Annotated in this window: 20 protein-coding genes and 2 pseudogenes; 10 read left to right on the forward strand and 12 right to left on the reverse strand. The window is 57.9% G+C overall.

Annotation, left to right across the window (positions count from 1 at the left end; translation table 11 throughout):
- The first annotated feature begins 265 nt into the window (after window positions 1-265).
- Window positions 266-2,494 (forward strand): hypothetical protein, encoded by a 2,229-nt coding sequence (locus tag NJU76_RS19550; protein ID WP_254533483.1) that lies wholly within the window; start codon window positions 266-268, stop codon window positions 2,492-2,494.
- Window positions 2,495-2,961: 467 nt separating this feature from the next.
- Here NJU76_RS19550 and NJU76_RS19560 read toward each other — a convergent pair whose 3' ends face one another.
- Window positions 2,962-3,354: a winged helix-turn-helix domain-containing protein gene (locus tag NJU76_RS19560; RefSeq protein WP_254533484.1), complete on the reverse strand. Its 393-nt coding sequence runs from the start codon at window positions 3,352-3,354 to the stop codon at window positions 2,962-2,964.
- A 110-nt stretch (window positions 3,355-3,464) separates the two neighbouring features.
- On the opposite strand from NJU76_RS19560, the gene NJU76_RS19565 reads away from it, so the two are divergent.
- Window positions 3,465-4,133, forward strand: coding sequence for a DUF7509 family protein (locus NJU76_RS19565; protein ID WP_254533485.1), 669 nt, complete (start codon window positions 3,465-3,467; stop codon window positions 4,131-4,133).
- Between the two features lie 1,292 nt (window positions 4,134-5,425).
- On the opposite strand, the gene NJU76_RS19570 is transcribed toward NJU76_RS19565, so the two are convergent.
- The 4 genes from NJU76_RS19570 to NJU76_RS19585 all read right to left on the reverse strand — a co-directional run bounded on the left by NJU76_RS19570 (window position 5,426) and on the right by NJU76_RS19585 (window position 10,571).
- Window positions 5,426-6,289: a hypothetical protein gene (locus NJU76_RS19570; protein WP_254533486.1), complete on the reverse strand. Its 864-nt coding sequence runs from the start codon at window positions 6,287-6,289 to the stop codon at window positions 5,426-5,428.
- Complete coding sequence (locus NJU76_RS19575) at window positions 6,286-7,563, reverse strand: MFS transporter (RefSeq protein WP_254533487.1); 1,278 nt, start codon at window positions 7,561-7,563, stop codon at window positions 6,286-6,288. Before NJU76_RS19575 ends, NJU76_RS19570 begins: the two co-directional genes overlap by 4 nt.
- 1,010 nt (window positions 7,564-8,573) lie before the next feature.
- Window positions 8,574-9,236 carry a transposase gene (locus NJU76_RS19580; RefSeq protein ID WP_254533488.1) on the reverse strand — a complete coding sequence of 221 codons (663 nt, stop codon included), beginning with the start codon at window positions 9,234-9,236 and terminating at the stop codon, window positions 8,574-8,576.
- 363 nt (window positions 9,237-9,599) lie between these two features.
- Window positions 9,600-10,571 carry an IS1595 family transposase gene (locus tag NJU76_RS19585; protein WP_254533489.1) on the reverse strand — a complete coding sequence of 324 codons (972 nt, stop codon included), beginning with the start codon at window positions 10,569-10,571 and terminating at the stop codon, window positions 9,600-9,602.
- A 64-nt stretch (window positions 10,572-10,635) separates the two neighbouring features.
- Here NJU76_RS19585 and NJU76_RS19590 point away from each other — a divergent pair.
- Together NJU76_RS19590 and NJU76_RS19595 are read left to right on the forward strand one after the other, a co-directional pair.
- Window positions 10,636-10,839, forward strand: a pseudogene (locus tag NJU76_RS19590) (DUF7983 family protein); the annotation flags it as partial.
- Entirely contained in the window at window positions 10,836-11,720 is an 885-nt protein-coding gene (locus tag NJU76_RS19595) for a plasmid pRiA4b ORF-3 family protein (protein WP_254533490.1), read from the forward strand. The pseudogene NJU76_RS19590 and the gene NJU76_RS19595, both read left to right, overlap by 4 nt.
- 155 nt (window positions 11,721-11,875) lie before the next feature.
- Here NJU76_RS19595 and NJU76_RS19600 read toward each other — a convergent pair whose 3' ends face one another.
- Window positions 11,876-13,264 (reverse strand): hypothetical protein, encoded by a 1,389-nt coding sequence (locus NJU76_RS19600; protein ID WP_254533491.1) that lies wholly within the window; start codon window positions 13,262-13,264, stop codon window positions 11,876-11,878.
- Window positions 13,265-13,691: 427 nt separating this feature from the next.
- Window positions 13,692-14,822, reverse strand: a complete 1,131-nt coding sequence (locus tag NJU76_RS19605) for a DUF1214 domain-containing protein (RefSeq protein ID WP_254533492.1) — start codon at window positions 14,820-14,822, stop codon at window positions 13,692-13,694.
- A gap of 385 nt (window positions 14,823-15,207) precedes the next feature.
- Between NJU76_RS19605 and NJU76_RS19610 the strand changes: the two genes are divergently transcribed.
- Entirely contained in the window at window positions 15,208-16,593 is a 1,386-nt protein-coding gene (locus NJU76_RS19610) for an FAD-binding oxidoreductase (protein ID WP_254533493.1), read from the forward strand.
- A 33-nt stretch (window positions 16,594-16,626) separates the two neighbouring features.
- Here the strand turns inward: NJU76_RS19610 and NJU76_RS27140 are convergent, their stop codons facing one another.
- Both NJU76_RS27140 and NJU76_RS19615 read right to left on the reverse strand, forming a co-directional pair.
- A complete protein-coding gene (locus tag NJU76_RS27140; protein WP_425604338.1) occupies window positions 16,627-16,815 on the reverse strand; it encodes an AMP-binding enzyme in 189 nt (62 codons plus the stop codon).
- 24 nt (window positions 16,816-16,839) lie between these two features.
- Window positions 16,840-18,282, reverse strand: coding sequence for an FAD-binding oxidoreductase (locus tag NJU76_RS19615; protein ID WP_254533494.1), 1,443 nt, complete (start codon window positions 18,280-18,282; stop codon window positions 16,840-16,842).
- A gap of 645 nt (window positions 18,283-18,927) precedes the next feature.
- Here NJU76_RS19615 and NJU76_RS19620 point away from each other — a divergent pair.
- Window positions 18,928-21,192 carry a PAS domain S-box protein gene (locus NJU76_RS19620; RefSeq protein ID WP_254533495.1) on the forward strand — a complete coding sequence of 755 codons (2,265 nt, stop codon included), beginning with the start codon at window positions 18,928-18,930 and terminating at the stop codon, window positions 21,190-21,192.
- A gap of 108 nt (window positions 21,193-21,300) precedes the next feature.
- Window positions 21,301-21,705: pseudogene (locus tag NJU76_RS27145) on the forward strand (response regulator).
- Window positions 21,706-21,929: 224 nt separating this feature from the next.
- Here the strand turns inward: NJU76_RS27145 and NJU76_RS27350 are convergent.
- The gene (locus NJU76_RS27350; protein WP_486642024.1) at window positions 21,930-22,376 is read right to left on the reverse strand and encodes a DUF8008 family protein; all 447 of its coding nucleotides are present in this window, start codon (window positions 22,374-22,376) and stop codon (window positions 21,930-21,932) included.
- A gap of 98 nt (window positions 22,377-22,474) precedes the next feature.
- Here NJU76_RS27350 and NJU76_RS19630 point away from each other — a divergent pair, with 98 nt between their 5' ends.
- From NJU76_RS19630 to NJU76_RS19640, 3 genes are all read left to right on the forward strand, one after another.
- On the forward strand, window positions 22,475-22,846 hold the full coding sequence (locus NJU76_RS19630) for a helix-turn-helix domain-containing protein (RefSeq protein WP_254533496.1): 372 nt from the start codon (window positions 22,475-22,477) through the stop codon (window positions 22,844-22,846).
- Entirely contained in the window at window positions 22,843-23,301 is a 459-nt protein-coding gene (locus NJU76_RS19635) for a type II toxin-antitoxin system VapC family toxin (protein WP_254533497.1), read from the forward strand. The genes NJU76_RS19630 and NJU76_RS19635 overlap by 4 nt, the downstream gene beginning before the upstream one ends.
- 201 nt (window positions 23,302-23,502) lie before the next feature.
- Window positions 23,503-23,802, forward strand: a complete 300-nt coding sequence (locus NJU76_RS19640; protein WP_254533498.1) for an alpha/beta fold hydrolase — start codon at window positions 23,503-23,505, stop codon at window positions 23,800-23,802.
- A 607-nt stretch (window positions 23,803-24,409) separates the two neighbouring features.
- Here the strand turns inward: NJU76_RS19640 and NJU76_RS19645 are convergent.
- Both NJU76_RS19645 and NJU76_RS19650 read right to left on the reverse strand, forming a co-directional pair.
- Window positions 24,410-25,081, reverse strand: a complete 672-nt coding sequence (locus NJU76_RS19645; RefSeq protein ID WP_254533499.1) for an SdpI family protein — start codon at window positions 25,079-25,081, stop codon at window positions 24,410-24,412.
- A 178-nt stretch (window positions 25,082-25,259) separates the two neighbouring features.
- The gene (locus NJU76_RS19650) at window positions 25,260-25,739 is read right to left on the reverse strand and encodes a hypothetical protein (RefSeq protein WP_254533500.1); all 480 of its coding nucleotides are present in this window, start codon (window positions 25,737-25,739) and stop codon (window positions 25,260-25,262) included.
- Window positions 25,740-26,132 lie beyond the last annotated feature (393 nt).

The following is a 26,132-nucleotide window of genomic DNA, read 5'->3' on the forward strand; positions in this document are numbered from 1 at the left end:
TCGGAGCGGTCCGGTTGGCCTCGTGAACCTCTCAGTAGCGAGAGTGTATCGCGGTACCCCGCCTGCGCGAGGGAGCGCATACATCAACGAGTAACGGACGTCAACGAGCCGCGAACGTTCTCTCGAAGCCGTCGGTCGGACGCCGTAGCAGCCGGTTGTTGCCGCGCAGGGGGAAGTCTTCCTCGCACCGGTAGGGGCCATATCCCCATGTTACCGGACGGGAGAGACCTACTGTTTTATTCACTATTCCGTCGAGAGTTGTGTCATGCCTCCACGTGACACACCAGAACCCCAGCATCGGCACTGTCGAGAACCGCGAGCGGCGATGGAGGAGCTCCGAAAGCTGCGAAAGAGCGTGGACGACCCCGACGTGCGAGCGCGGATCGACCAGCGCATCGCGGACCTCCGCCGTCGGTGTAACGACGGGGGCGGCCCACCGCCGCCACCGCCACCACTGCCGCTCGAGATCGACGGCATTGAGTACACGCAGGCGACGCAGTTCTTCCGGTCCGAGCTCAACCCCTGTCCCGACCGATCGGGCCGATCGGGTCCCTGCCCGGACAACGACGTTCCCCTGGTCGGGCGCAAGACGACCGTCCTCCGCGTTTACCCCGACGTGTTGGCGACGTCGGGCATCCAGTCCGTCACGGGCCAGCTCCGAACCAAGGGGGAGAGCGATGACCAGTGGTCCGACCCGATCACGCCCATCAATGGGGCGATCGACCCCCGCATGTCACGCAACATCGATCGTGGCGAGGCGAATCACACACTGAACTTCCGGATCCCCTCCAGACGCTGTCGCGGGAGGCTGGCGATGTGGGTGCGGATCTCCGACGCTGGCCAGTCTGACGGCGCGACTACCAGCCGCATTGGAACTGTCCAGTTTACGCGACACTCGTACCTTGATCTCAGGGCTGTCCGCATCAGGTACGAGAACGACGATAGGGCCGACGGTCCGTGGGACGTGGATGCACCGACGATGCGGGACTTCTTCCGGACTGCCCGCTTCACCCACAGGACCTACCCAATCAGCGGGATTCGCGTCAAAAAGACCTCTGTCGAACTGTACGATGGAGACTTCACCTCCTTCTTCGAGAGCGGCGGCTCGGGCGCACGCGGGTCGACAGGGACGATCTATGAGATCGTGAACGATCTGCTCGAGACCGAGGACTTCGGCGAGGACGTCATCTACGTCGCCGTGATCCCCGGAGGTCCGAACCAGACTGGGTCGGTGGGACACGCGACTTACCGCAAGTGCATCACCGAGGTGGACGCCGGACCGACGATGGCACAGGAGATCGGGCACAACTGCATTGGGAGCGACCACGCACCCTGTGGGAACCCGAACAGCCCGGACGACGACTATCCCGACTACGGGGACGCGTCGTACCCCGCCGCGAGCATCGGCGAGTACGGATTCGATGTCGAGGAAGGCGTCGTGCACGACCCGACGAGTACCCACGACTTCATGAGCTACTGCGCTCCGAACTGGGTGTCCCCGTACATGTATGAGCGACTGTTTCGCTGCTTTGGCCCGGCCAGCGTGAGCGGGACCGACCCCCCAGAGGTGCGACGGGAGCCCCGTGAGCGGTTCTACCTACCCGTCACGATCGCCAGATCAGGCCGAATCACGTGGACGGGCGCAGGCATCCAGCTCCCAGGACGGCACCTCGGGCGGACTGGGGAACATTCTCCATACGTCGTAGAGCTACGCGCTCCCTCGGGACGCATCCTCGAGAGCCAGCGGCTCCGGCAGACCGACTTCGGTCGGACCCTCGACGACGACCACATGGAGTTCCTCGTCGACGTCCCGTGGCACGACGACGCCGCCGAGATCGTCTTCTCGCGGGACGACGAGGAACTCGACACGTTCGAGATCACCTCGGACCCCCCCGAGGTCGAGATGGAGTCGATAGGCTCGGGCGAGGAACTGCTATCCGAGGGCCGGACGATCGCCTGGTCGTACCCGAACGAGGATGGACCTGCGACGACTCGGACGGAGTCAGAACCGACCGACGCCGAGTCGGTACAGCACGTCCGGTACAGCAACGACGGCGGCACCACCTGGTCTACCATCGGCCGTGACGTCCGCGGGATCGAATACCGGGTCGACCCCGCAGGGCTGCCTGGCGGCGACGACTGTCGCTTCCAGGTCGTCGCCAGCAAAGGGTTCCGGACCGGCGTCGCGACGTCGGAGCCCGTCCGCATCTCGCAGAAGCCCCGTGAGCCGTTCATCGTCTCCCCCGAGGAGGGCGACCGGTTCGCCGACGGAGAACTGGTGCAGTTTCTCGGACTGTCGCGCTCACCGACGGGCGCGAGCCAGGAGGGGACCCTCCAGTGGTCCTCGAGCATCGACGGGTACCTCGGCTCCGGCGGCGTCCTCGTGGAGCACGCACTCTCCGTCGGCGCGCACCGGATCACCCTCGATACGGATGCGAGCCTCAAAAACGAGGCGTCTGCGAGCGTCACTATCAGAGTAGGTGGCGATCAGTAGTGGCCGTAACGGCGTCGACCGGTTGAGATGGCCCGAATCCACGCCTGTCGAGACTGCGCTCCCGACGGACACCCATTCGGTTCCTGCAAAGCGCGTCGTGGAACCAGGAAGCTCCACCCTCACGGAGCAAACGGCGTTAGCCGTGAGCGAGTAGGGTGGGGTAGTTCACTTACGGTCGTAACTTTTGCAGGCTCTCAGCACTGAGAAACCGCTCAGTCCAGGCATCTGCAAAGCTGATCCACTCTGCGTACAAAACAGTACGCGGAGCGGACGAAATCCACCCTAACGCGTTCTGATTGGCAGTCAGAAAACTCGAGTGATTGGTGTACCCTTTGAACGACCCAGGTTTGCAAGCTGCGCCCCTCATATCGTCGAGCCCAGTTTCGGCGACAACGTGATTCAAACGGTGCGCAGATCACTCCCGTTTTCTGACGACGCCCGGAGGCGCGAGCAGGGAGGGGCGGAAGTCACGAATAGGCGTCGTTGAACTCGCGTTCACGCCGCATCAACTCCTCGACGCCATGCTCGAGAATGCCGCGCCCCATCGCGGTCGGCCGGTAGTACGTATAGAACCCTTGGCTGTCGGCGGTCCGTCGCTGGCGCTTGTCGATCAACCCAACGTCGACCAGTTCATCGAGGTGGTAGTGGAAGTTGTGGGGTTCAACGTCGACCGCGGACTTGAGTTCGGCGGCACTCAGTTCGTCGTTGGCGACGAGCGTGCGCAGGATGGAAAACCGCGTCGGGTGGCCGATCGCCCGCTGCATTGCGAGGTATTCCTCGAGCGTCAAGCCACTCTCCTCGGGGAGTAGCGGCTCTGGCTGGCGAACCTCGTCGGTTGAACGGCGGTCGGTTTCGACCATTGGGATGCCTCGGTTCGAGTGTTGGAGCACCACGTACTTAGTCGTTCTCTAGTAGAGAAATCCTTAAAACACCAGGATTTATAAGCTGGCGTTCTGAATCGACGACGCGAATGCGGGACCGGATTATCGACAATCTGCCTCAGGCGGTCGGTGACTCGGATGCCCTTCCTCCAGTCCGACGCGAGCACTTTCTTGTCTATGTGATGGGGCCGTATCGGACATTCGACGTCGACGCACTGCTGCCGCCAGATGCCGACGTCGAGATCGATGTACCCTCGTTTGCCACGTGGAATGAGGCCAGCGGTGAGTATGCAGAGGACGAAGTCTTACGCCTCCTCCAGGAGACGCGTGACTGTCTCCGCGACCGCGGCTTCAATGCCTTCCTCGCGATCGATGTTGGAATCTCACTCGAAGAGATGGACGCCGCGACACAGAGTATCGCCTTCGCGCGAGCGAGCAATGTGACCATTTTCATCGCAGCAGAGGTGGGCGACAATCTCGGCGTCGGCATCGAGATTGGGAGCGTCCTCGAGGATCTGCTGTCGAGCGACGGCATGCGAGGGCCAGCGGCCGAGGCCACGCCCCCAGAGCGGACGCGGCGGATGATGGTGGCGACCGAACCGTCAGTGCGAAGTGCGATGCTCGGATCAGTCCATGCACGCTGGGACGCAAGCGTTCGGACGTTCACGGATACCGTCGACTGCTGTCGACTGTGCGCACAGTTCTGTACCCATATTCAGAACGAGGAACTCTATGGCTCGCTTGATCGCCTCGACTGAAGCGCACGTCGAGCAGAAGCCGACTGTAGCCGGCGAATACGAATCGAAGTCGAGTGCAACAGACGTTCCCGTTAGGGGTTCGAGACGAATGATGGTATATCGATTGCGGTGAACCGGACGTCAACGGCACCGTAGGCACCACAGTCGTCGACTATTGGTCTTTAGTTAGGCCTCAGCAGTCGGTTTGATGGCGGTAGCGAGTTGTTCTTGAAGAACCGGCCGAGTCGAACTGCATCGATGACACTCATGATGAAAAACATCCAGATAAGGGAATCGAGCCAACAACACCGGCAAGGAATGACCTACGCTTCATACTTCTAATTTTCACCCTGTCATATATGGAACCTGTCAAGGCATATTTGGTACTTTCGAACGTAGCTTTGTGAGATGTACTGAGGGGAAGATGAACGACCTGAACGTTACAAGAATAGGTAACATACAGTACTGAAATTTCGTGCTGCTTTAGAGTTTATCACTTCGGATAGTGAGGTGAGCGAAATATAGATCGTGTTTCCAGCAGGAATCACTTGCCAATTTTGTATCTGAAAGACTATTCAGCGATATCAGCAGTGTCTGCGCTCTCAGAACTCATGCTGGAGCACGTGGACTGGAGTGGTCACAGCGTTATCCGAGAGACAACTGATGTCCTCGGAACCCACTCCTACCTCCGTCTCGAGCATGTCATAGAAAGACTCGCAGATAATTTGGTTACTCTCTCTGATTGAATCAGCTGGAAGTGAGTGTATATACTTGTCACTTTAAGAGTCGCTGATACCCGTTTCGTACGAGTATTCCTAGTCCTAGAATAGTCCAGATAATCGCACCAAGGGAGACAATTGAGCGTACAAGGTCAAACGTAGGAAAGGGAGTATATCGGCCAAGCATGAGTAATACCACCGCTATGGCCCAAAGGAAGCTCGCTCCAGTTACGGCTAGATAGATACGACGCACGTTCTAGGTTCTATACCACTGTTACTTATTATTAGTGAAGTAACACGAGTGACGCTGTATCGTTACTCCCTACCAAGATACCTCACCGGTAAGTCTTTCCCCCTGTACTAACGGTTCACTACGGAGTCCAATGCCCCTGTGACCAATTCTATGACACGCTCTATGAGTGGTAATATCCTCGATCTCGAGGCCGATGAACTAGAAGAGTTGATCCGATTACAGCTACGGTCGAAATCACGCTGAACGATGAGACGATTCGTCTCAAAATGGACGATACAGGAACAGTTTCAATTGGGTTGTGAGGGGAAAATTTGTCTACTCCTTAACTGTTAATCTCAGCATCACTCCGGAAGCGATACCGGTTCGAACTCTTGCAATCCGAAGTACGTCAGTACGACAGCGCCCAGTCCGGTCAGGAGAAGCCCGCCCGCGATCAGGTCCCCGAGGATCGGAATTACTCCGATCACCTGTAAGAGCACCATGATAACAACGACTCCGAGACCGGTCGCCAGTCCGACTCGTGGGATGTTCAACTGTTGACCAGCGAGATATCCCAGTGCGATGATTCCGTAAAAAATTATCAATAAACCGATTAGAAGGCCGAGTATGCTCACAGGGAGGAGGATCAGGGTGAACGCCATGAAGACGAACACGGAGAGGAACGTTACGGAGAGGAGTGCTCCCACGGTGAGGCTAATCAGTGGATGATCTTGCGCGGCTGCCCCGACATTATCGAGCAGTGGTTCACGTTTTCGGGAGAGCAACGCCCCCACAAGCGCTAGTATCAACGTCGTCAGCACGATCGGCGTATACGCGGCGATCGGGCCGGGTTCGGCGGCTTCGAACACGACAGTGGTCCGTTCTACAATGACTGCTTCGGCGGACAGTTCCTCGCTCCCACCGATGTGCTGGAGTTCTCCGCCGATCGTTGCACCGTCTTCGACGACGAGCGATCCGGAGAGTTGCGTCACGTCACCTTCGACTGTTCCATGGACCCGGAACTCGCCACCGATAACGTAGACCGGACCGGACACCGCTTCGTCGGTCGGCACCGTGACTGTTGCGTCCCCGACGATCAACGCGCCTCGGTGCTCGGTCATCTCGTGGTCTCCTTCAATAACGAACTCGGTGGTCTCGACGTCTGCCCCACCCGCCGAAATCATGAGTAGCACGATTATCAAGAGCGGGATGAGTTCCAGATTCATGGCGTCGTCCCTCCACGAGCCAATTCAACCATCCGATGCACGTATAGCAGCACCGGCAGCGTGACGACGAACAGCAGTGCCAGCGCGTTCACGTACGTCAGATGGCTCAACAGTGAGAGTCCGACCCCCTCGGAGTACAGCGCCAGCGAGGTACTCAAGAAGGTCGCCAGCCACCCCGCTATCCCGACACCGAGGGCCGTGTGCGTACCGATCATCTCGGGCGTGGAGAGATCCGGCCAGAGTGCAAAGTTGAGTGTCGTGTAGAAACTGACCGCGAGAACGTAGAACATCGGCAGTACCAGTGGTGGGGTATCACCCGCTCCAAACTGAATATGGAAAACATACAGAAGGTGTGTGAACGCGAACAGGCCGAACACCGAGAAGAACAGCCAATTCCGATCGAAATTCGTGTAGATGACGCCAGCGGCGAGTGCCCCAATAACGTGTAAGACAGCGATAAACAACCGGACGCTCAGGTCGGGGGATTGCCAGGACGTGTAGATGTACAGCGGCGTTTCGATGATCCGGAGAAAGCCCAGACTATCGATGAAGAAGACGCCAAACATTAGCAGAACCGGTCCCAAGAACGCGAAACTGACCGTTCGAACCGGTATCGGTCGGCAGAATCGGCCAGTTCCGAACGCGTCGCGTTCGTGTTGACTGGCGAGGCTATCGACGAATCGGAACCGCTTGACTGAGAGAATGGCGAGAACGAGAACAGCTGGAACCATCATTGCGCCCATGACGAGACTAAACTCGTCGATTCGCCATTCGATTGGATACAGGGCCGCAGCGAAGAACGACAATCCTGCCACGATGGCAGCGACGTATCCGCGGTCCCTCACGGGAACGAAATCGAGCATGAAACTGAAGGACACTGGAATTCCGACGCCGAGCGCCATCGAACAGACGATCACCCAGAGCACGAACGGTTCGATCGTACTCACGTGTGGGGCAGCGATCGTCAGAAGCAGTTGGACGAGAACGACCAGAAAGAGCAACCGGAACTTCACGTACAGATCAGTACTCCACCCACGCCGATCCATCAGGACGCCGCTGGCGACGGCTGCGACGAGGGTGAGGAGTGCAAGTATGGCCATCACTATCGACACGTCCCCGGGGGGCATGCCGATTTCCTGCGTTCCGAGATCGGTCAGTCCCAGTTGGACGAACGTGAGATTGTAATAGTACCCGGCCGTGAGCGCAGACACGTAGATTAGATATCCAGTGATGGGAATCCACTGGCGCTCACGGACGAACTCGAGGAGTTTCATAGAGTGCTGTAATCCTCAATTTGGCATAAATATTGTCTTATACCCTACATATTGGCAGCGATGTAACTCAAATATATTTGAGGTCTTCTTGTGTATCCGTCACGGAGCAGTAGAATCCACTATCTCCACTGTACGCCGACGAATAGTGTTTGGAGGCACATACGGAACCTAAAACGAATTGAAATGACTACGATTTCGAGAAGATTGTTATCTGGCAGACGATCATTGTATCTGATTCTCTGCAACGGTCAGTAGAACTCCTATATCTTCTCTGGGAACAAACTAGTGATTGGTGAACACACATGACTCAGAATACCGCGTATAGCCAGGCCGCTGATGAAATCTATAGAACAGCGTCAGGTGACAGCCTCCCATGACTGCAGTCATGGGCTTCCCACGCCGTACCGCATCGCGCTGGATTGGGTGTTTGCAGGTTTGCGGGCCACCGTCGCGGGCGGGGTTGGAATCCCCGCCCGCGACCTATGTAGCGAAGGATGGGCCGCTGGCGGTGCCACGCCGCCGGTACTCCTATCCTCGCCCCGTTCGGATCCGACGTTTTGGTTCCGCCGGAACCAAAACGGAGCGTCAGCGGACTCGGAGTTACTTGTCTCGCGTCTTGAAGCCCGACGCTTGGTTTTTGTTCCCACGAAGGGCACGTCCCGTTTCCGGGATGGGCGGACACTCGAACCGCCAGTTTCGGGCCATCGGTTGCCGAAGGGGTCGTACCCTTCGGACCGACACGACAAGAGACGCGGGCACCGCTCAAAAGCGTTGCCCACAGGATGTGTACGGCGCATATCCCACGACTAAACAGTAGGTGCCGAACCTCCGAACAGATGCGGCCAGTTCCCGACCGCAGGGTCAAGATTAACCAGTCAACTAGTGTTCACACTTTGAACAAACACATTCATCAGACACTCAATTGACCGCGGAAGGGAGTGAATGTAGTCTTGCCAGTCGGCAGCGGCGTGCTGACCCGGGTCGGCCCGGGTTAGCCGCCGCACTCTCTGCTATCCGTCTGGAAGTGACAATACAAATAGCCGAAACAGGGCTGTCGAGACTGCCGGTCGGTCGGTCAATACTCGCTGCTCAACGAGAACCAGACACACCAGAATCCAAAGATTGTACAACGCCACAGCGAACAGAAACTCGAACAGCCGCACCGCGAAAGTCGTCACCGACGTTCGCGGGAGAAACTTTCCGATCTTCCGATAGGACGTCTCTATCCCCCAGCGACGGCGGTACGCTTCCGCAAACGGTTCGGCGAACCCCACCGAGACGTCACAGTTCGTTACCAGACAGAACGAGTCGTCGTCCCGCGTTCGGTGCGGGACGACGACGAGTGATACCGATATTCGTCCCGTCGATGGCTGTTTCCGGACCATCTCGTAGTTGGTGACGAACGTCTCCTCGTCATGGGCGTCAAGCACGCGCTTGACGCCCGGTGTCTTCGGCGCACGTACGACGAACCCGACGTCCAGATCAGCCAGTGTTTGAACGAGTGAAACCCGGTAGAAACTCCGGTCGCAGTAGACGCGGTTGATCTGGACGAACTGGCGAGCGATCTTGATGAGTCGGCGGATGGACTCCCGCAGCGTGCGGGAGTCATCCGCTTCGATCGATTCCCACGCCAGTGTCAGCCGAACCGCTGGATCGACGACGCAGAGCGTCACAAATGCGTAGGCAAGGTTCGTTCCGCGGTCTGGATTGATCGCACAGACGTGCGGTGTCTCGGCTGAGCCGTAGTAGAGCCACTCGTGAATATCGAGCGCGACGTCGACAGGACGAGCGAACGCCCGCTGCTGGCGGGCGTGAGCGAACGTGGCTGCCCGAACGCCATCGAACTGGGCGTCGATGGCGTCCGGGCTTAATCCACGAAGATGGTAGAGAAGCGATTTCGCGAGCGAACTCCGCTGCTGAAGGTCAATGTCTTCTCCTCGAGCGAGCTGCAGTTCTTTCGCGGTCGTATGGACAAACTCACCGTCGAAGGCACTTCGAGCGAGGACTTTCTCAAAGTCCTCGCTCGAATACCGCTCTTATGTAGAGCTGGGGAATGCCCCCATAGCAAGGCAGTCGATGACGCTTACGAGGGATGCGCCAGCGAGATTCAATGAACGGATGATTCCAAATGTGTGAACGGCCTGCTCCAAGCCGTGCTTGGACACGCCGCGGAACTTCCGTAGCCACGGTTTGATGAGTGAAAAGAGGCACTCAACCTGGTTAATATGGACACCGTCAGGCGAGACATACGTCTCGTCGTGCACAACGATCTGGTGAGTGTACTCCATCCGCCGATACGCTTGGAGACCATCAGTCCAGACCTCTCCCAGCGGCTGGGAGAGGTCTTCAGCCTCCTGTATTACTGGATCAAGGTCTGTTTCGTAACTGATGCCAAGCTGGCCGTGAACAACCCGTAGCACGTCGCGGCACGCCGTGACGAGCGTTATCTGGTCGCCGTGTCGTCCACGCCAGCGCGAGCGTCCTGATCGAGACGACCCGCCGCGGTGACGGCTGTCCCGCGGCGGGTCTTGGCCTTTGTATCCTGAACAGACGCTGCTGGATTCATCGATTTGTACCGGTCCGTCGATTTCCTGCTGGAACTGGTTCCAGACGACCGGGAAGCCTCGCTGAACCGCGGCTTCGACCTCTCGAATGGCGTAGTAGACGGTCTTGTACGCTCGATCGAGCAGTGTCGCAATTTTCGAGATACTCAACAGCGTGTCGGCATAGAGGATGAATGCGAGAAGCACCTCTCCAGTGGTGAGGTGCTTCTCGTGAAACGGTGTTCCGTAGGTGCAAACCGGCTTGAACCCGCAGCTTCGGCAGATAACACGATTCGATGACGGCCACGTTTGGATGCTTGGATCACCGCATTCTGGACACGGAGCCTGCTCCCAGAATTTCTTGAGTCGCCGCTCGATTTGATCATCGAGCGGCTTCGTCTGCAGTTCAATCACTCCAAGATCAACGAGCTGTTGCAGCATCTTCCCGAATGCTGGCTGAGACATATTCTCTTGAGATCAGCCATCACAGTGTAACCGTGGGGCATTCCCCAGCTCTACATAAGAGCGTGTCTACGAAATCGAAGAAAGCGAGTACGTCCGCAAAGCGGAAGTCGACGAGGATGTAAAGGAAACCCGTCTTCAGGGGTTGAAGGACCGCCTCGCTGCCAGCGAAGATGACGAGGCGAACCAACTCCGAGAAGAGATCGAAGAGTTGGAAGACCGCATCGATGACCTTACCAGTTTCCGTACGGGAACGAAGCTCCAAGGATGACTGCCTACCGCTTTCGCGTCAAATTCGATCTAGACCCGACGTCGCTGTGGCGGGATATCGTCGTCGGCGCGGACAGAGCGATCGCTGAGTTGCAGTCGGCGATCAACCCCACGGTTGGGCTCGATCAGGACCACCTCTGGTTCGTTGGAGAGGACGAGGACTACTGGGATAGCGCTGTCAAATACCAGTGTCCGCAGGAATATGAGGAGTCACTCGGTGGCGATCCAGTGTTGCGTACCGAGCGGATTGAGAACGCTGGCGACGTGACGATCGGCGAGATGACCCGCCAGCTCGGCCTCGAACAGTACGACCGCATCTGCTATCTGTATGACTACGGCGATGAATGGCGGTTCTACGCAATCTTAAAAGAAATCGTCAGCGAGGAACCGAGTGACAAAGAGCCGGCGATTGTGAAAAAGAAAGGCGACCCGATCGACGATCAGTACGACTCGCCGGAAGCCGGTGGGAACGACCCGCCTCTCCCGGAACCACTCTATTCAGTGCTCCCCGAAACAGCTGTCCCTGTTGCGGATCTTCGTGAACTAGAAGAGCGCGATGATATCGTTCACGTCATTCCATTACTCAGTCTCGAAACCGGGTTTGGGACGGTCTGCGAGCGGTTCGCGATTCAGTTTGAGGACACAGGATACGTCCTCGAAAATTTCCAGCCAGGATGGCAGGTCGTCGAAGAAGTCGAGCGAGCAGACAAAACAGAGGAAGAACTCCTAGCGGCCCTTACAGACGCAGTGCGTGAGTGGCATGCTGAAATCGCGGAGATTTCGGGAGCGATGACGGGACAGCATTTCGACGAAGAGACTGTCGAAGCGATGCACGTCGAACTGGAGATGGAACTCGAACGCAAGGGGTACGGCCACCTGTAACACACTCTTCTGACTGTCTGCCGAAGAGAACGAGTTCTTGGCCGTGTCGTGTCCAGCGTCTCGTAGTGGCACCAACTCGTGAGGCTCGCCGAACTATCTTTCGTCGGATCGCCAGAGGATCGTCCGTTGAGTGGCCGGTGTATAGCAAGTCTTAATCAGACGTCGGACCAGACGTGTCGGTACTTTCCACTCGTAGGATCTCGAGCCGGTGGTTCGGCCGCTAGCTCGACGGTCAGGTCTCGGACCTCGTGTGTGTCAAAGAAGGCCACAAGAGCTGAATTGACCCGATCCCACACTGCCGCTTCGTCGGCATCGTCCTCGATCTCGAGGCGAACGCTGACCGTCTCTGGGGCGGTCTTGACGAGCTGAGATCGATGGACGCCGGGGACCTCCTCCACGACGCTCGTGAGTGGGAGCGGGAAAATCGGGATCTGCTCGCCAGATACCGTTTCGAAGTGTAGGATATCGCCCTGCCGGCCCTCAACCTCGATCACTGGGAAGGCGCTCCCACAGGGGCAGCGTTCCTCGTACATCGTGATGCTGTCGCCGAGATCGTATCGGACAATGGGCTGTATTCGGTTCGCCAGATTCGTCAGGAGAACCGTCTCGGATGGTTCCCCGAACTCGACGGGCTGATAGTCCGCGTCAACCGGTTCGAGAACGATCCAGTCAGTATTGGCGTGTAAGTTCCCGTGATCACACTCGACGCCGATGCTATAGAACTCCGTTGCACCGTACACCTCTCGGACGATACAATCGAACGTCCTCCGGAGGCGGTCCTTCTGGGTTTCCGTAATCGGCTCACCGCTAGGTACGATGAACGCCGGCGTGAGGTTCAATCGCCCAACCCGCTGCTCTCGCTCGAGTTCCATGAGGACCGTCGAGTATCCGACCAAGATCGCTGGCTGAAACTCGTCGAGTTCCTGTACGATCTCCGAGAGCGGCCGATCCGGGGAGACGAGGCGCATCCGGTCGCGTAGAAACTGATTCTCCCTCCGAAACAGTTCGACGCCCGAAGCGGCGGCGAAGTGCCCGCCACCGACAGCAATCTCGGCGGTCCGAGCGTTGTGTGTGACGAGTCGTTTGATCATCTCACCGTCGATGAAGGCAGGGGCTGACCATCGGTCACCTACCGAGTCCGTGGCCAGCAACGACCACTCGTCCTGTAGAAAGGCACCGGGTTCGCCGGTCGTTCCCGAAGTCAACCACACCGGGTACCGGCCCAGAAACCGTTGGCCAATGGTCGCTGTTTCGCTCGTGAACGCCTCGACGTCTGCGTATTCGACCGCTGTATCGGTCACCACCGAATCAAAGTGTTCCATCAACTGTGATTTGGTCACCGGCGGCAGCGATCGCAGATCGGTGATCGGCCGCTCGACGTCTGCATACAGGTGTTTGTAGAATCTGGATTCGCGGACGACGAATTCGAGGTGGTCCTGGAGACGTTGGTTCTGTCTTGCCCGGATCTGTTCGCGTGATGCGCCTTTCATCCGGAAGGCACCGATACGCTTTCGAACTTTATCGAACGCCGAGGGCTGTTCCATCGTCTAATCCTTCGTCGATGAGTGAGATAAAGCCCACAACCCGATCAGTTCCGGTTCCAGACGCTGCTGACTACGCGCTCCGTATCTTGCACAGCTGCGTCCAACCCACAGAGTAGAAGACAATTCCAGTGCGTCCTTGACCCCTGAAATACCGAATTCAACGGACGACAATTGATACTCTCAAAGCGGATACGTGCATTTCCTACCGGTAACGGTCTCACCTATACTGATCGATCTCACCGACTACCATCTTTGGAGACTCCGGCACAGCATACGCGCTCTGAGTTCAGCACACACTTAACAAACTGACTGATTCTTGTCAGAGGGACGTGACTGACATAGAGTATAAGTTCAGCACGAAACGGAAGACGAGCGACGGTCGAGTCACGCCGACTCAGTCGTCAGAACATCGACGTTCGCGCTCTTGTCACTCGACCAGCTCGGTCTCAGGGAACTGATAGCTTCCGTCGAGAATCTCCTCGCGGGGACCGTAAAGCCGGACCACGTAGAACCACTCCTCTGGAGTGTAGAGGAAGTTCGGCTGATCGGGGTCACCGCCGAAATGGATTGTGATACTGCCGTCATCGGCTTGCTCTGCAGTCGCGTTGTTGAACGAGTACGCGTCGTACTCGTTCTCCTCGAGAAACCCGTCACTGTTGTAGACGGTGACCGACCAGAACGCGTCGACCGGGACGTCTTGGACAGTGAGTGTGTGTGGCGTCTCGCCGTCGTTCTGGTCAGGAACCCTCGAAGAGTAGATTGTTTCAGATTCCGGAAACCCACCCGGTGTCACACTAGCGAGCAAGTACTTCACGGGGTTGACCTCGCCGACGTCGCCATAAGCGCCGCCGAAGTCGTCCATAGTTTTCATGACCGTGACGAGCGCGTCGAAGAGTTCTGCGTGTGTTTGGCGGTCCCAATTGGGAATCTCGAACGTGCCGAGCGAGTCTTGGCTCACTGCGAGTTCGTCCTGTAAGCCATGGACGGTCGCTACGTCGCCCGGATCGTTCGGGTCGACGAACGTGCGGACGAAGACCCACGTGTACCGCGTCCCGATCCCGTCCTGGGTCAACGTGTACTCGCCGGGATCGTAGAAACTCCCTTTCAGATACTGGTCCTCGTCGAGGATAACCATCGACTGATAGCGGTCACCGGTGTCTGGTTTGGTGATGGTGACCGGCTCGGTCAAGTCGAAGACACCAACCGAATAGAACGTGTCGCGATTGGGCAAGGCGGCGAGCTGCACGCCAGGTTCGACTAACGTTCGGTAATGATAAAACTCGCCGAACCCGCCCTGTTCGACGATGCTCTCCATCATTAGATGTATCTGCGCACGTGGGAAGTTCTCCCATGTGACTGGGACTGACTCGACATCTGCTGACGTCTCGTTTTCAGCCTCCTGGGTGTCCGACTCCGAGGGGTTTTGGCTGGCAGTGGCGCTGCCGGCACCCAGCGCGAGTACGCCGGCGAGGCCTGCCCCGCGAAGTGCGGTTCGGCGGGTTGCCTGTAGTGATTCGGATTCTGGTTCCGCCGTCGTGTGGTGTGGCTCGTTGCTCATGGCTCATGCCTCTCTGAGTAGCCCACAGCAGCGGTTGGGACCGACTCAGACAACCGCACACCAGCATTTCATATAAAACAGCGACGACACTTGAGAACACTTTCATGACATGATGTCAATATTTGCTTGATGACAAACTCTGAATTCTCAATATACTGTCTGCGCCTGTAGTGAGTGCTCACGGACCCCGCTATTCAGCCGTCAGTTCGTGCTGCACTCGCGCTATCGGGTTCAGCTTCTATATTCAGGTCAAACAGATAACGAAATAGTAATCGATATCACCGATAGCTGTCAAAAACGGTTTGCTGAATAGAGAGTATGTAGTCAGCAGCCCTTGTGGTACGGTAATAGCTAACGCAATTCGTGTGGTAGGGGAAAGTAAGACATGGTACCAATTAACGACTTCCGAGAAACGCTTCGGGGCACCCTGATTCAACCCCACGACAAGGGCTACCACGAGGCCCGCGCAGTCTGGAATGGGACGATCGACCGCCATCCTGCGGTCATCACCAAGTGTGCAGGCACCGCAGATGTGATCGCGGCAGTGACATTCGCACGGGAACACGACCTTGAAATCGCGGTGCGCGGCGGCGGCCACAATGTTGCCGGCACCGCCGTCTGCAACGACGGGATCGTCATCGACCTCTCCGAGATGCGAGCCGTATGGGTTGACCCTCGCACGCGGACCGCCCGGGTACAGGGCGGTGCCCTGTGGAGTGACGTCGACTACGAGACCCAGGCCCACGGCTTGGCAACCACGGGCGGCATCGTCAGCCACACTGGCGTCGCCGGACTCACACTCGGCGGTGGGATCGGCTGGCTGATGCGCAAGCACGGCCTCACCGCCGACAACTTGATCTCCGCCGATGTGGTGACCGCCGATGGCGAGTTCATCAGAGCCTCGGACGACGAGCACTCGGACCTGTTCTGGGCACTACGAGGCGGCGGCGGAAACTTCGGAATTGTGACTTCATTCGAGTTCGCCCTCCACCCTGTCGGTCGCACTGTATTCGCCGGGCCCGTGTTCTGGGCGGCGGACGACACCGCCGACGTACTACGCTTCTATCGCGACTTCGCGCGAGATGCTCCCGACGAGCTTGGCACCGTCATCAGATTCGGGACTATTCCTCCCCTCCCAGCCGTCCCCGAGGAATTTCACTGGCGACCCGCCATAGCCATCAACGCCTGCTACGCCGCGCCAGTCAACGAGGGTGAACGCGTCCTCCGACCATTGCGTGAGCACGGCACACCGATTCTCGACTTGGTTTCCCCCAAGCCTTATTTGGCACACCAGGGCGGGCTCGACAGCACCGTCCCCCATGGATGGCACTACTACTGGAAGTCGACTGATCTGCCGGAGCTGTCTGATGACCTGATCGACGTGTTCGTCGACCACGCCTTCTCGGCAGAGTCACCTCGCTCGTACTCGGTGCTATTCCATCTCGGCGGAGCGGTGAGTCGCGTTGATCATGACGCCACCGCCTACACCGGTCGGAACTCGCCTCACAACATCAACATCAACGGTGTATGGCGTCCCGACGAAGAGGAGAAGTACGCCGAGTCGGAAACAGCGTGGACCCGTCGGTTCTTCGATGCGCTCGAACCCCATCGAGAAGGGGTCTACGTGAATTTCCTTGACGCCGATGACGGCACCCCACGGGTCCATGAATCCTATGGTGAGTACACCTACCGACGTCTCGCCGAGATCAAAACCGAATACGATCCAGATAACGTGTTCCACCTCAACCAGAACATTAAGCCGACCGTCTGAGAAGTTCTCCCTCGACATTCCTTCGAAGTACCGCTATGACACGCTGTTATCCTGTTTTCCGTGCAGAGTCTTTTGGGCCTCGTCGACGAACTCGACGCTCTTCGGTTTCTTGTAATCGGCCAGGTGCTCGTCCGCGAACGCAATGATATCCGCTTCAGAGAGAGACGAAGTAGTCGAAACAATGACGACGTAGATCGCTTCACCCCCTCCTGGTTCATGTATCCACCGTCATAAATTCTCCCTCGATCAGCTGACGTGGGTTTCGGTCGGACGAACGTTCCGGTTCGACCGGAACACGTTGTCCGGGTCGTACGCAGTTTTGACTTCGACGAGTCGATCGTGGTTGTCGCCGTAGGTCACCTGGATACGCTCGTCGCTTTCTTCACCGGTCTGGAAATTGATGTAGGTACTGCCCGTCGAGAAGGGACGAATTCGCTTCCAGGCGTCGCGGACCCACTGGCGGAACTGCTCGGCCTGGGGTTCGTCCGGTTCCCACATGCCAGCCGCGCCATACACGAAGCGGACATCGCGGTTACCGACCGCCCCATCGCTCTCGTCGCGCTCGTTGAGGGCCCCGCCGAGATGAATCACGACCAGTTGTGCCATGGGAATTGGACACTCTGTGGACAACTCGTCCAAGGTCGACAGCAGGTCGTCGGTGAGCTCGGTGGCGAACTCGGTCTTCCAGTAGTAGTGCATCCCCTTCGGCTCAGTGGCGTCGAGGGAGGACTGGAGTCGCGTGTAGGGTTGTTCCTGTAGGAGATCGACGACGGGGTCATCCAGCGATCGGATGGGCGCGAGTACCTCCTCGACGTCGGCCAGATCACCGCTGTAGCAGACGGTCATGGCGACGATTCGTTTGCCCTGCGCTTCCGCTGGCACGAACGGCGCTGGCGGAGCTCGCATGAGGATCAGGAATGCCGTTAACTCTCGCGGTGCCGACGTCGTGAGTCGTCTGTAGGTCTCGAGGACTTCGTCGCTCCGCTCCGCAGGCCAGGCGATGAGTCCCCCGTAGACCGTCGGACCAATCTCGTGGAGCTGGAAGGTGAAGGACGTGACGACGCCGAAGTTGTGTCCTGCGCCGCGGACCGCCCAAAAGAGTTCTTCGTGGTCCTCACGACTGGCGCGGCGAACCCGCCCGTCGGCGGTGACGATCTCGACCTCGAGTAGGTTGTCGACCGCCCATCCGAACCGGCGGGTCAGGTAGCCGAAGCCGCCCCCGAGCGTCAGACCGGCTAGTCCGGTCTCGGAGATGAACCCGAGTGGCGTGGCAAGCCCGTGGAGCTGAGTCTCGCGGTCGACATCTCCGAGCAGACAGCCAGCTTGGGCGGTCACTGTCCGCGCTTCCGGGTCGACGAGTACGCCACGGAGCCTCGACATGTCGATGGTCAACCCCCCGTCAGCCAACGCGGTACCGCCGATGTTGTGGCCGCCGCCCTTCACCGATAGCAGGAGGTCGTGGTCATGGGCAAAGTTTACCGCGGTCACGACGTCAGCTGTGCCCGTCGGCTGAACGACGAGCGCCGGTTGTTTTTCGATCATACCGTTCCACAAGCGCGTCGCCTCCTCGAATCCTGTATCCGCGGGCGAGAGTAACGGTCCGCGAAGGTCTCTCCGGAACGCCTCGACGGTTTCCTCTGGGAGCCTGGTCGTCGTCCCCTCGCGAGTCGCAATCGTGGTTCGAGTCATGGTACCTCCGTTACAGCTGTATTTTGCGAATTGGCCATACTCCTCCCCAACTGTACTCATACGACCTGTAAATCCATAAACTAGTCTGGATATTCCCTGCTAATACGCGCTTCTCGATAAGTGAACCAGTCCAACACGTTGGCGGTGACGATAACTCACTATCCCTTCTATTGGGATTAGTGTACGTTCTCATAGTTTTCCAACGTGGCAAATTGCAGATGTGTCGAAATTACCATGACCGATACAGAGGATGTATGCAGCAGCGAATCAACAACAGGCCAGCGTGTACTCGGGAAGCCTCTTACCGTCTTCACTTCTACTGAGGAACAGGTAGGGACAACCAGCAGGATTATTCCCGTCCCCCCGATATCAAATGGACAATGAGGTCAAACCCAACTTCGATCCCCACTGATGAAAGGGGTGAGCGCGGGGTACGCGGTAGCTGACCCACGCGTTCCGCAGCAAAGGGCCTCCCGAAGAATGACAAGAGAAAATACAAGATTGGACACAAGCGACCGATCTCAGACCACGAACTCCCCAAGGAAGCAAGTTACTCCTCGTGAGGAGGTGACTGGCGTACGCCGATTGATTCGCGCCATTATCAGGCATCGGTGGATGCGTGCCGTTGGTGGGCGATACTCCATCATGTTCCTCGGGGGCCTGCTGATCGTCCTCGCCACCGTGTTGGCGTACACGTTGACCTCGGGAAACGCGCCGCCGTTCGACATATTTATTGCCTTCAGCTTATCCGCTGGTTCGGGAGCCATCCTCATCTACTACTCGTACCAATTACCTAATACCGACATTGATCCTCACTACTATCCGATTATCAGTGTTTGGTGTTTCAGTAGCGTTATCGTGATGGCCACAGCCCTCTGGCTCTATCACGTCCAGCCTGCCGCCGGCAACTTGACTAAACCCCCCCGTGTCATCCTCAACCTGGCTTCACTCGGTGGCATCGCTGGGTACGCTATCGGCTTCCATAATTCCCGGTCGAGAACGCGCGCAAGCGAACTCAAACGACGCAATACGGAACTGCGGCAAGCCCGAGAAAACCTCGAAGAGTACGAGCGGATCGTCGAGACAGTTGACGACGGCGTCTATGTCCTCGACGAGGCAAGGCGGTTCCAGCGGGTGAACGACGCGTTCATCTCGATGACGCACTTCGACCGCTCGGAGCTCTTGGGGACCAACGCCTCGACGGTGTTCGGAAAAAATTTCGAAGACATCGACGCGGAGGCGCGGCAACAATTCGAGTCCGGCGAGACGGATGTCGCCTCGTTCGAGGAGGTGATCTACACAGCCAAGGACGAGGCGATCACCGTCGAGAGCCGGTTCAGGCAGTTCCCGGTCGAGGGCGAGTGGGGTCGTGTCGGCGTCGTCCGCGACATCACCGAGCGCAAGCGGATGGAGCGGGAGGTTCGCGAGAGCGAACGCCGATTCCGACAACTCGCCGAGCACCTCGAACAGGTCGTCTGGATGACGACCGCCGATCAGCAGGAGGTCCTTTACGTGAACCCCGCTTACGAGGAGGTCTGGGGAGTGGACCGCGAAGATCTCTACGAGAATGCTACGAATTGGGCCGAGACAATCCATCCGGACGATCGGGAGAGGGCGCTCGAGGAATTCGAGAAGCAGGTGCGAGACGAGTACGAGGCCGAGTACCGGATTGTTCGCCCCGACGACGAGGTTCGGTGGATCCACGATCGGGCTACCGCCGTCCACGACCGGGACGGCGACGTCTATCGGATCGTTGGCGACGCGAACGACGTCACCGAGCGCAAGGAACGCGAGCAGCAGTTAGAGCAGTTTGAGCGGATAGTCGAGACCGTCAACGACGGGGTGTACGCCACCGATGGCGAAGGCCATATCGTCTTCGTCAACGACGCCTTCGTCTCGATGAGCCAGCATACCCGAGAGGAGTTGCTGGGCGCTCACGGTTCGGTCTTCTTCGGCGAGCGTTTCATAGACACAGACGAGGAGGAGTGGCGCGAACTCATCGACGGTGATCGCAACTCAGTCGAGTTCGAGACAGAAATCATCGGGCCGAATGGCGAGGTCCGCGTCGTACACAACCGGGTCGTCCCCCTCGAAATAGATGACAAGATGGGGCGGGTGGGTGTCACTCACGACATCACCCAACTCAAGGAGTACCAACGAAAGCTCGAGAAGTCCAACGAGCAGCTCGAACGGTTTGCCTACGTGGCCTCCCATGACCTCCAGGAGCCCCTCCGGATGGTATCGAGCTACCTCAAACTCCTCGAAGGTCGATACGCGGACGAACTCGATCAGGATGCCGAGGAATTCATCGAGTTCGCGGTTGATGGTGCCGAGCGGATGGGTGAGATGATCGAGGATCTGCTCGCGTACTCGCGGATCAATACCGAGGCCGCACCGCTCGAACCCACCGACTGTGATGCGGTCATCGAGAACGCGCTCAGAAACCTCGAGCGGCAGATTGAAGAGAACGACGCTAAAATCGACGTTGGATCCCTGCCGACGGTTCACGTCGATCAGAATCAGCTCGAACACGTGTTTCAGAACCTCGTCTCGAACGCCATCAAGTATCAAAGCGACGATCCACCGGGGATCGAGATCAGCGCCGAACGTGACGGTGGGGAGTGGGTGTTCCAGGTGGCCGACAACGGCATCGGGATGGACCCCGAGCACACCGACCGTATCTTCGACGTATTCGAGCGGCTTCACACCGCCGAAGAACACTCGGGAACAGGTATCGGGCTGGCGCTGTGTAAGGAGATCATCGACCGACACGGAGGTGATATCTGGGTCGAGTCCGAGCCGGGTGACGGATCGACATTTTACTTCACCATTCCGGATGCTAATCGCTCACGTGATCCCGGCGATCAGCCCAACGGACAGACCACAACGGCGGAGGAAATCGACGACTGATCGTCATGGACCAGCCGAGATTCTGCTCGTCGAGGATAACTCCGGGGACGTTCAAGTGAACTACCCCGCCCTACTCGCCGCCTTCGGCGGCTCCTTGAGGGCGGGGGCTTGGCACCCTCACCGCCACCGCTAACACGGGAGGCGTTCAAGGATGGACGGATCAGCAACAACCGTCACGTCGTCACGGACGGGCAGGCGGCATTAGATTTCCTTTGCCGACGCGGAGAATACGAAGCTGTGCTGCGTCCAGATCACGTTCTCCTGAATCTGAACCTCCTCCGAGTCGACGGACTAGAGGTGCTCGATGAGTTCGAAGACGATCTCGACCTGAAGCACATTCTGGTGTTCATCCCCACCGAATCGGACGCCGAAGAGGACATCGTCAGGAGTTACGAGTAATACGCGAACGCATACCTCATCAAGCCGGTCAGCCCCGACACGTTCACCGATCTCATCCGAACCATCGAGGAGTTCTGGTTCGAAGTAGTTAGTCTGCCATCAACGAACGGGTAACAATACGGCACAGGCACGCGAAACCGAGGCAGCATTATCTTTGAGAGGTCTGCAAGATACGCGCTGTGTATTTATAACCGAATATCTGTCAGTCTCTGTAGATCACTGAAGCAAAACTATGGATTGTACTGCTAATCCCTATAGATGGGAGGGCGCGCTATGGTCTCTCGAAGTGTATCCGCTGTATCCAACGATACGTCGTTCGCGGATAGGGAGTCGAACATTCACAGCCGCCTGCCGGGGCCAGAAAGTACAAGCATCGATAGACAGACCAAAAAGAGCCACCAGAAGCGAGGATTCGTACCGTTTTGGGCATAGTCCCGGACGGATTCGAACTGATCGATAACGAGGCCCTTTATGACGTGAGGGCACTCGGCTCGAGAGCCAGTGACACCTGATGTCCTCGGAACCCACTCCTCCCTCCGTCTCGAGTTCGGACCGACGTCGACCGATCGAACGAGAGACCAGCTAGTAACGAACCCACACGTATAACCGCGATTGCGGTGGGTCAGTCGTTTTGTGGATGTGGACCTGATCGAGCCCGGTTGGGTGATGTTCTCATCTGTTTTCAACAGCACACGTCGCTCAGTGTATGGCAGTCCATTCTTCTGTTCGGTTTGCCATCGAACGGCCAGTCGGTTCTTTAACAATTCGAGTAAGGCGTCGATCATCCTTGAAACGAGTATACACTACGTAGTGTGCTGTTTTCTGTCTACCGGTACACTTTGTGGTGCGTAGACCTATATCGGTGCACTACGTAGTGAGAGCCATGAACAGAAATGACCGAGGCGAGTATTCACCGACAGTGACAGACGAGGAGATCCTTGCGTTCATCGCTCGCGAGGATCGCCCAATCCAGACAGCGCAGTCAGTCGGTGATCAGTTCGGTATTGATCGTTCACAGGCCTATCGACGGCTCCAACGCCTCGCCGATGACGGCGCGCTCGAGAAATCGAAGGTCGGGGGGAGAGCTGTCGTGTGGTGGCTCTCCAGCGAGAGCGAGCAGGCGAGCGAAGCAACGATCCGCGACGTCAACCCAGACGATTCGATATTTGATCGCGAGACCTTCGAAGTGGGAGAGCCGACCAATACCTCTGAGAACATCGACGATATCCTCTATGATGACGCTGGGTCGGCATGAGCCAGGATACACCCATTCCGTTATTCATCGACACGGGCGGTTTCTACGCGGCGTATGTCGAGGACGACGCCAACCACGCTCGAGCTTCAGCTGTGTTCGACGCGATTCGGACCGGTGAGTACGGACCGATTTTCACGAGCCGGTACGTGCTTGCAGAGCTTGCAACAGTGATCCTCTACCGGAAGAGCCACCACCACGCTGTCTCGATACTCGAGGAAATCCGAGCCTCAGAGACAATCAATGTGGTTCCCGTGACTGATGGCATGTTCAATGCGGCGCACGAGCGCTTCGTCGACTACGACGACCAGGAGATTGCGTTCTTCGATCACCTTGGCGGTGCACTCGCTCGCGAATACGAGATTGAGCACGTCTTCACATTTGATCCGGGCGATTTCCACACGCTGGGATTCACTGTCGTTCCAGAGGATACGGGAGAAGGATCTCGTCGCGACTGATGCTCAAGTGTACGCAATGGGTCACCCCCGTCTCGAGTTCTTCACCGGCGATGTCTCGGCTTTCCTATGGCATTCCCTGAAGCGACTCAAGCTCACGAGTAATGAAGTATCCACGCGTAGCTGAGTCATTTTTGAACCGTACTTTGATAGAACACATCTGTTCAGTGAGTTGTGTGATAGCGTGTATGAGTCACTCACGGCGTGAAACCAGTCGACAGAGACGTCCTATTTCTCCTGTGTCGTAGACGTGTCCAACTCAGCCAGTCGGCGTTCGACACCGCGGAGTTCAACAAGGTCTTCCGGGCGATTTACGCGTTCCGGCAGGTCGACTTGGCGTCGATTCGCGTCCCGACGCTCGTCTTCAACGGCGAATACGAAAGCCGGTCCGTGTTCACCCATATGGCATATATGGAGCGGACGATTCCGGACGTTCGTACTGCGGTCGTGCCCGATGCTGGTCACACGTCAAACATGGAGAATCCAGCCGCGTTCAACAATTAGCTGTAATTGAGGGCGCTAAGCCCCCTTCTGCTCACGGCGACGCCGTTCGAATGGTCAGCGGGACCGACGGTCCCGCGCTATCCTCAGCGAGCGAAGCGAGCAGGGAGGGGAGACAACGCCCGCACGTCTTGGTTTCGTGTGAATCGGCACCCTTATTATCTCTTCGTTCGAAGGTGGTAATAAGATGCTCACCACGCTTCCGGCGGTGTTCAAACGCGACAACAAGCGTGCATCGTCGGTTGTGGCCGAGTGTCCAACCGGTAGGAGTGGGACACTCCGAACCACCTGTCAAGGGAAGCCGCCTGTGGAGTCTGGAACCGTCCGCAGAACGCCAACCGGCGTTCTGCCGGGCCGCACGAGACGCTCCGCGTCTTGTGGACGCTGTGGGGACGTTCCCTGCACGTTCCGACACCGAAGCAGGAAGCCCTGTCCGTAACAAGCGAGGGCTGGGTAAGCCCGAGCGCGGTAGGGCAGGGTAGTTCACATGGCCGATTTTCTCGTTTCCGTTACTGACTGACGATTCATCCAGCTGAGATTGAGTGGTCGATCTGTATGCCCTGATCTACCTCACCTGCTCGTTCGAGGGTGTTTCCTCCGTGGCGCGACCTCAGAGATTGGAATCCGGGGACGGTTCTGCACCTCGCTCGAGTTGCTCGTACAGATAGTACGAGTATACCACCGTGATTGCAGCAGTTAGAAGCGCGGGCATGAGAAGGAAATATACGGCGTATTCACCGAATAGGAGCCCGATCAACGTGACCAGCGCGGTGAGCTTGAACAGGCGACCTCCAAGTTCGTGAGTGCGGTCCCACACCTCCTCGCTGCTGAGCGTCCACGGGGTGCGGATGCCGACGAACCAGTTGCGTTCCGCGTGGGCGAGCAGGATGCCGATGTAGTAGAATAGGCCAGCAATCGCCCCGAGTATGAGGAGCGTGAAGTCGAACTCGTAGCCGAGGTTGAACGCAATGACGCCGACGTGGACGACGATCATGAACCCCATGAAGATGACGACGAACCAGTCGTAGTAGGGACGGAACGCCGCGACGTTCTCTCGAAGTGGATCGATTCGAGGGAGTACGGCGAATACGGCCAGCAGGACTGCCGAGAGTCCGGGGACGAGCGCGAGCGCCAGCGGTTTCGACATCATCCCGTCTGGTTCTCCGGCGGCGTTCCAGTGCGTGACGAGCTGGTCGGGGATTGCTGGCGCTGCGACGACGCTCGCGACGCCACCGAGGACGACGAGTCCAGCTGCCAGCATGAACCGGTGGACGGTGTTCATGGGCGTATATACGATATCCCCACTGATGAACGAGAGGATTCAGCCGCTGGATAGCCAGAATTCTTTGTGATCGTTAGAGTGAGGGTTCAGTAGGTGGGGCGCTATAACGATAACGGGCAATCCGGCCCAGACAAGTCGTTCTTGATTCCCATCTCACGATTCGAGACCCTCCAGCGTGTTACGGTGTGTTCGGAACTATCTCAAGGGATTGTAACGCGAAGGTTGTCCCGATGAGAACGATATCCAGCACGACGACATGGAGTCCGAGGCGACGGAGATTCGACGTTGCAAAGCCCTGCCCGACGACCGCTCCAACGACTCCGGTCTGGAGCGTCTGGCCGACGAACCAGGCCGCGAGCAGCGAGACGGAGGCAGTCGAGACGGAGGCCATACCGAGCACGCCCGCACCGTGGATGACCGCTCCCAGGAACACTCCGAACCGTGCACCGGCACGCCAGCCAGTGATCGATCGACTAGATATGAGCCACACGACGAGACCAGTAATCAGGAGAAAAGAGAGATATCCCAGTGGAATACGAAGGAACAACTCTTCTGGAGGGAGGAGGAAGGGACTGGGTTCGAAGAAGACCCAAGCAAACACGCCTGCATTCAGGAATACATCGACTCCGAGAGTAGCGATCCACCCGACAAACCCCACGAGAAGTAATCTCCGACGAGATGTCTCTACCGGGTAGTTAGCTGTAATTGAGGGCGCTAAGCCCCCTTCCTCAGCGAGCGAAGCGAGCAGGGAGGGGATACAACGCCCGCACGTCTTGGTTTCGTGTGAATCGGCACCCTTATTATCCCTTCGGTCGAAGGTGAGAATAAGATGCTCACCACGCCTCCGGCGGTGTTCACACGCGACAACAAGCGTGCATCGTCGGTTGTGGCCGAGTGTCGAACCGGTAGGAGTGGGACACTCCGAACCACCTGTCAAGGGAAGCCGCCTGTGGAGTCTGGAACCGCTGTGGGGACGTTCCCTGCACGTTCCGACACCGAAGCAGGAAGCCCTGTCCGTAACAAGCGAGGGCTGGGTAAGCCCGAGCGCGGT

The organism is Natrinema gelatinilyticum (assembly GCF_024266705.1).
GTDB classification, from domain to species: domain Archaea; phylum Halobacteriota; class Halobacteria; order Halobacteriales; family Natrialbaceae; genus Natrinema; species Natrinema gelatinilyticum.

Bases quoted from the DNA above. Each gene is read 5' to 3' on its own strand.
- NJU76_RS19585 (WP_254533489.1), bottom strand. From the start codon at position 10,571: ATGTCTCAGCCAGCATTCGGGAAGATGCTGCAACAGCTCGTTGATCTT.
- NJU76_RS19575 (WP_254533487.1), bottom strand. From the start codon at position 7,563: ATGAAACTCCTCGAGTTCGTCCGTGAGCGCCAGTGGATTCCCATCACT.
- NJU76_RS19570 (WP_254533486.1), bottom strand. From the start codon at position 6,289: ATGAATCTGGAACTCATCCCGCTCTTGATAATCGTGCTACTCATGATT.
- NJU76_RS19635 (WP_254533497.1), top strand. From the start codon at position 22,843: ATGAGCCAGGATACACCCATTCCGTTATTCATCGACACGGGCGGTTTC.
- NJU76_RS19550 (WP_254533483.1), top strand. From the start codon at position 266: ATGCCTCCACGTGACACACCAGAACCCCAGCATCGGCACTGTCGAGAA.
- NJU76_RS19600 (WP_254533491.1), bottom strand. From the start codon at position 13,264: ATGGAACAGCCCTCGGCGTTCGATAAAGTTCGAAAGCGTATCGGTGCC.
- NJU76_RS19645 (WP_254533499.1), bottom strand. From the start codon at position 25,081: ATGAACACCGTCCACCGGTTCATGCTGGCAGCTGGACTCGTCGTCCTC.
- NJU76_RS19605 (WP_254533492.1), bottom strand. From the start codon at position 14,822: ATGAGCAACGAGCCACACCACACGACGGCGGAACCAGAATCCGAATCA.
- NJU76_RS19615 (WP_254533494.1), bottom strand. From the start codon at position 18,282: ATGACTCGAACCACGATTGCGACTCGCGAGGGGACGACGACCAGGCTC.
- NJU76_RS19630 (WP_254533496.1), top strand. From the start codon at position 22,475: ATGAACAGAAATGACCGAGGCGAGTATTCACCGACAGTGACAGACGAG.
- NJU76_RS19560 (WP_254533484.1), bottom strand. From the start codon at position 3,354: ATGGTCGAAACCGACCGCCGTTCAACCGACGAGGTTCGCCAGCCAGAG.
- NJU76_RS19620 (WP_254533495.1), top strand. From the start codon at position 18,928: ATGTTCCTCGGGGGCCTGCTGATCGTCCTCGCCACCGTGTTGGCGTAC.
- NJU76_RS19595 (WP_254533490.1), top strand. From the start codon at position 10,836: ATGACTGCCTACCGCTTTCGCGTCAAATTCGATCTAGACCCGACGTCG.
- NJU76_RS27350 (WP_486642024.1), bottom strand. From the start codon at position 22,376: ATGATCGACGCCTTACTCGAATTGTTAAAGAACCGACTGGCCGTTCGA.
- NJU76_RS19565 (WP_254533485.1), top strand. From the start codon at position 3,465: ATGCGGGACCGGATTATCGACAATCTGCCTCAGGCGGTCGGTGACTCG.
- NJU76_RS19610 (WP_254533493.1), top strand. From the start codon at position 15,208: ATGGTACCAATTAACGACTTCCGAGAAACGCTTCGGGGCACCCTGATT.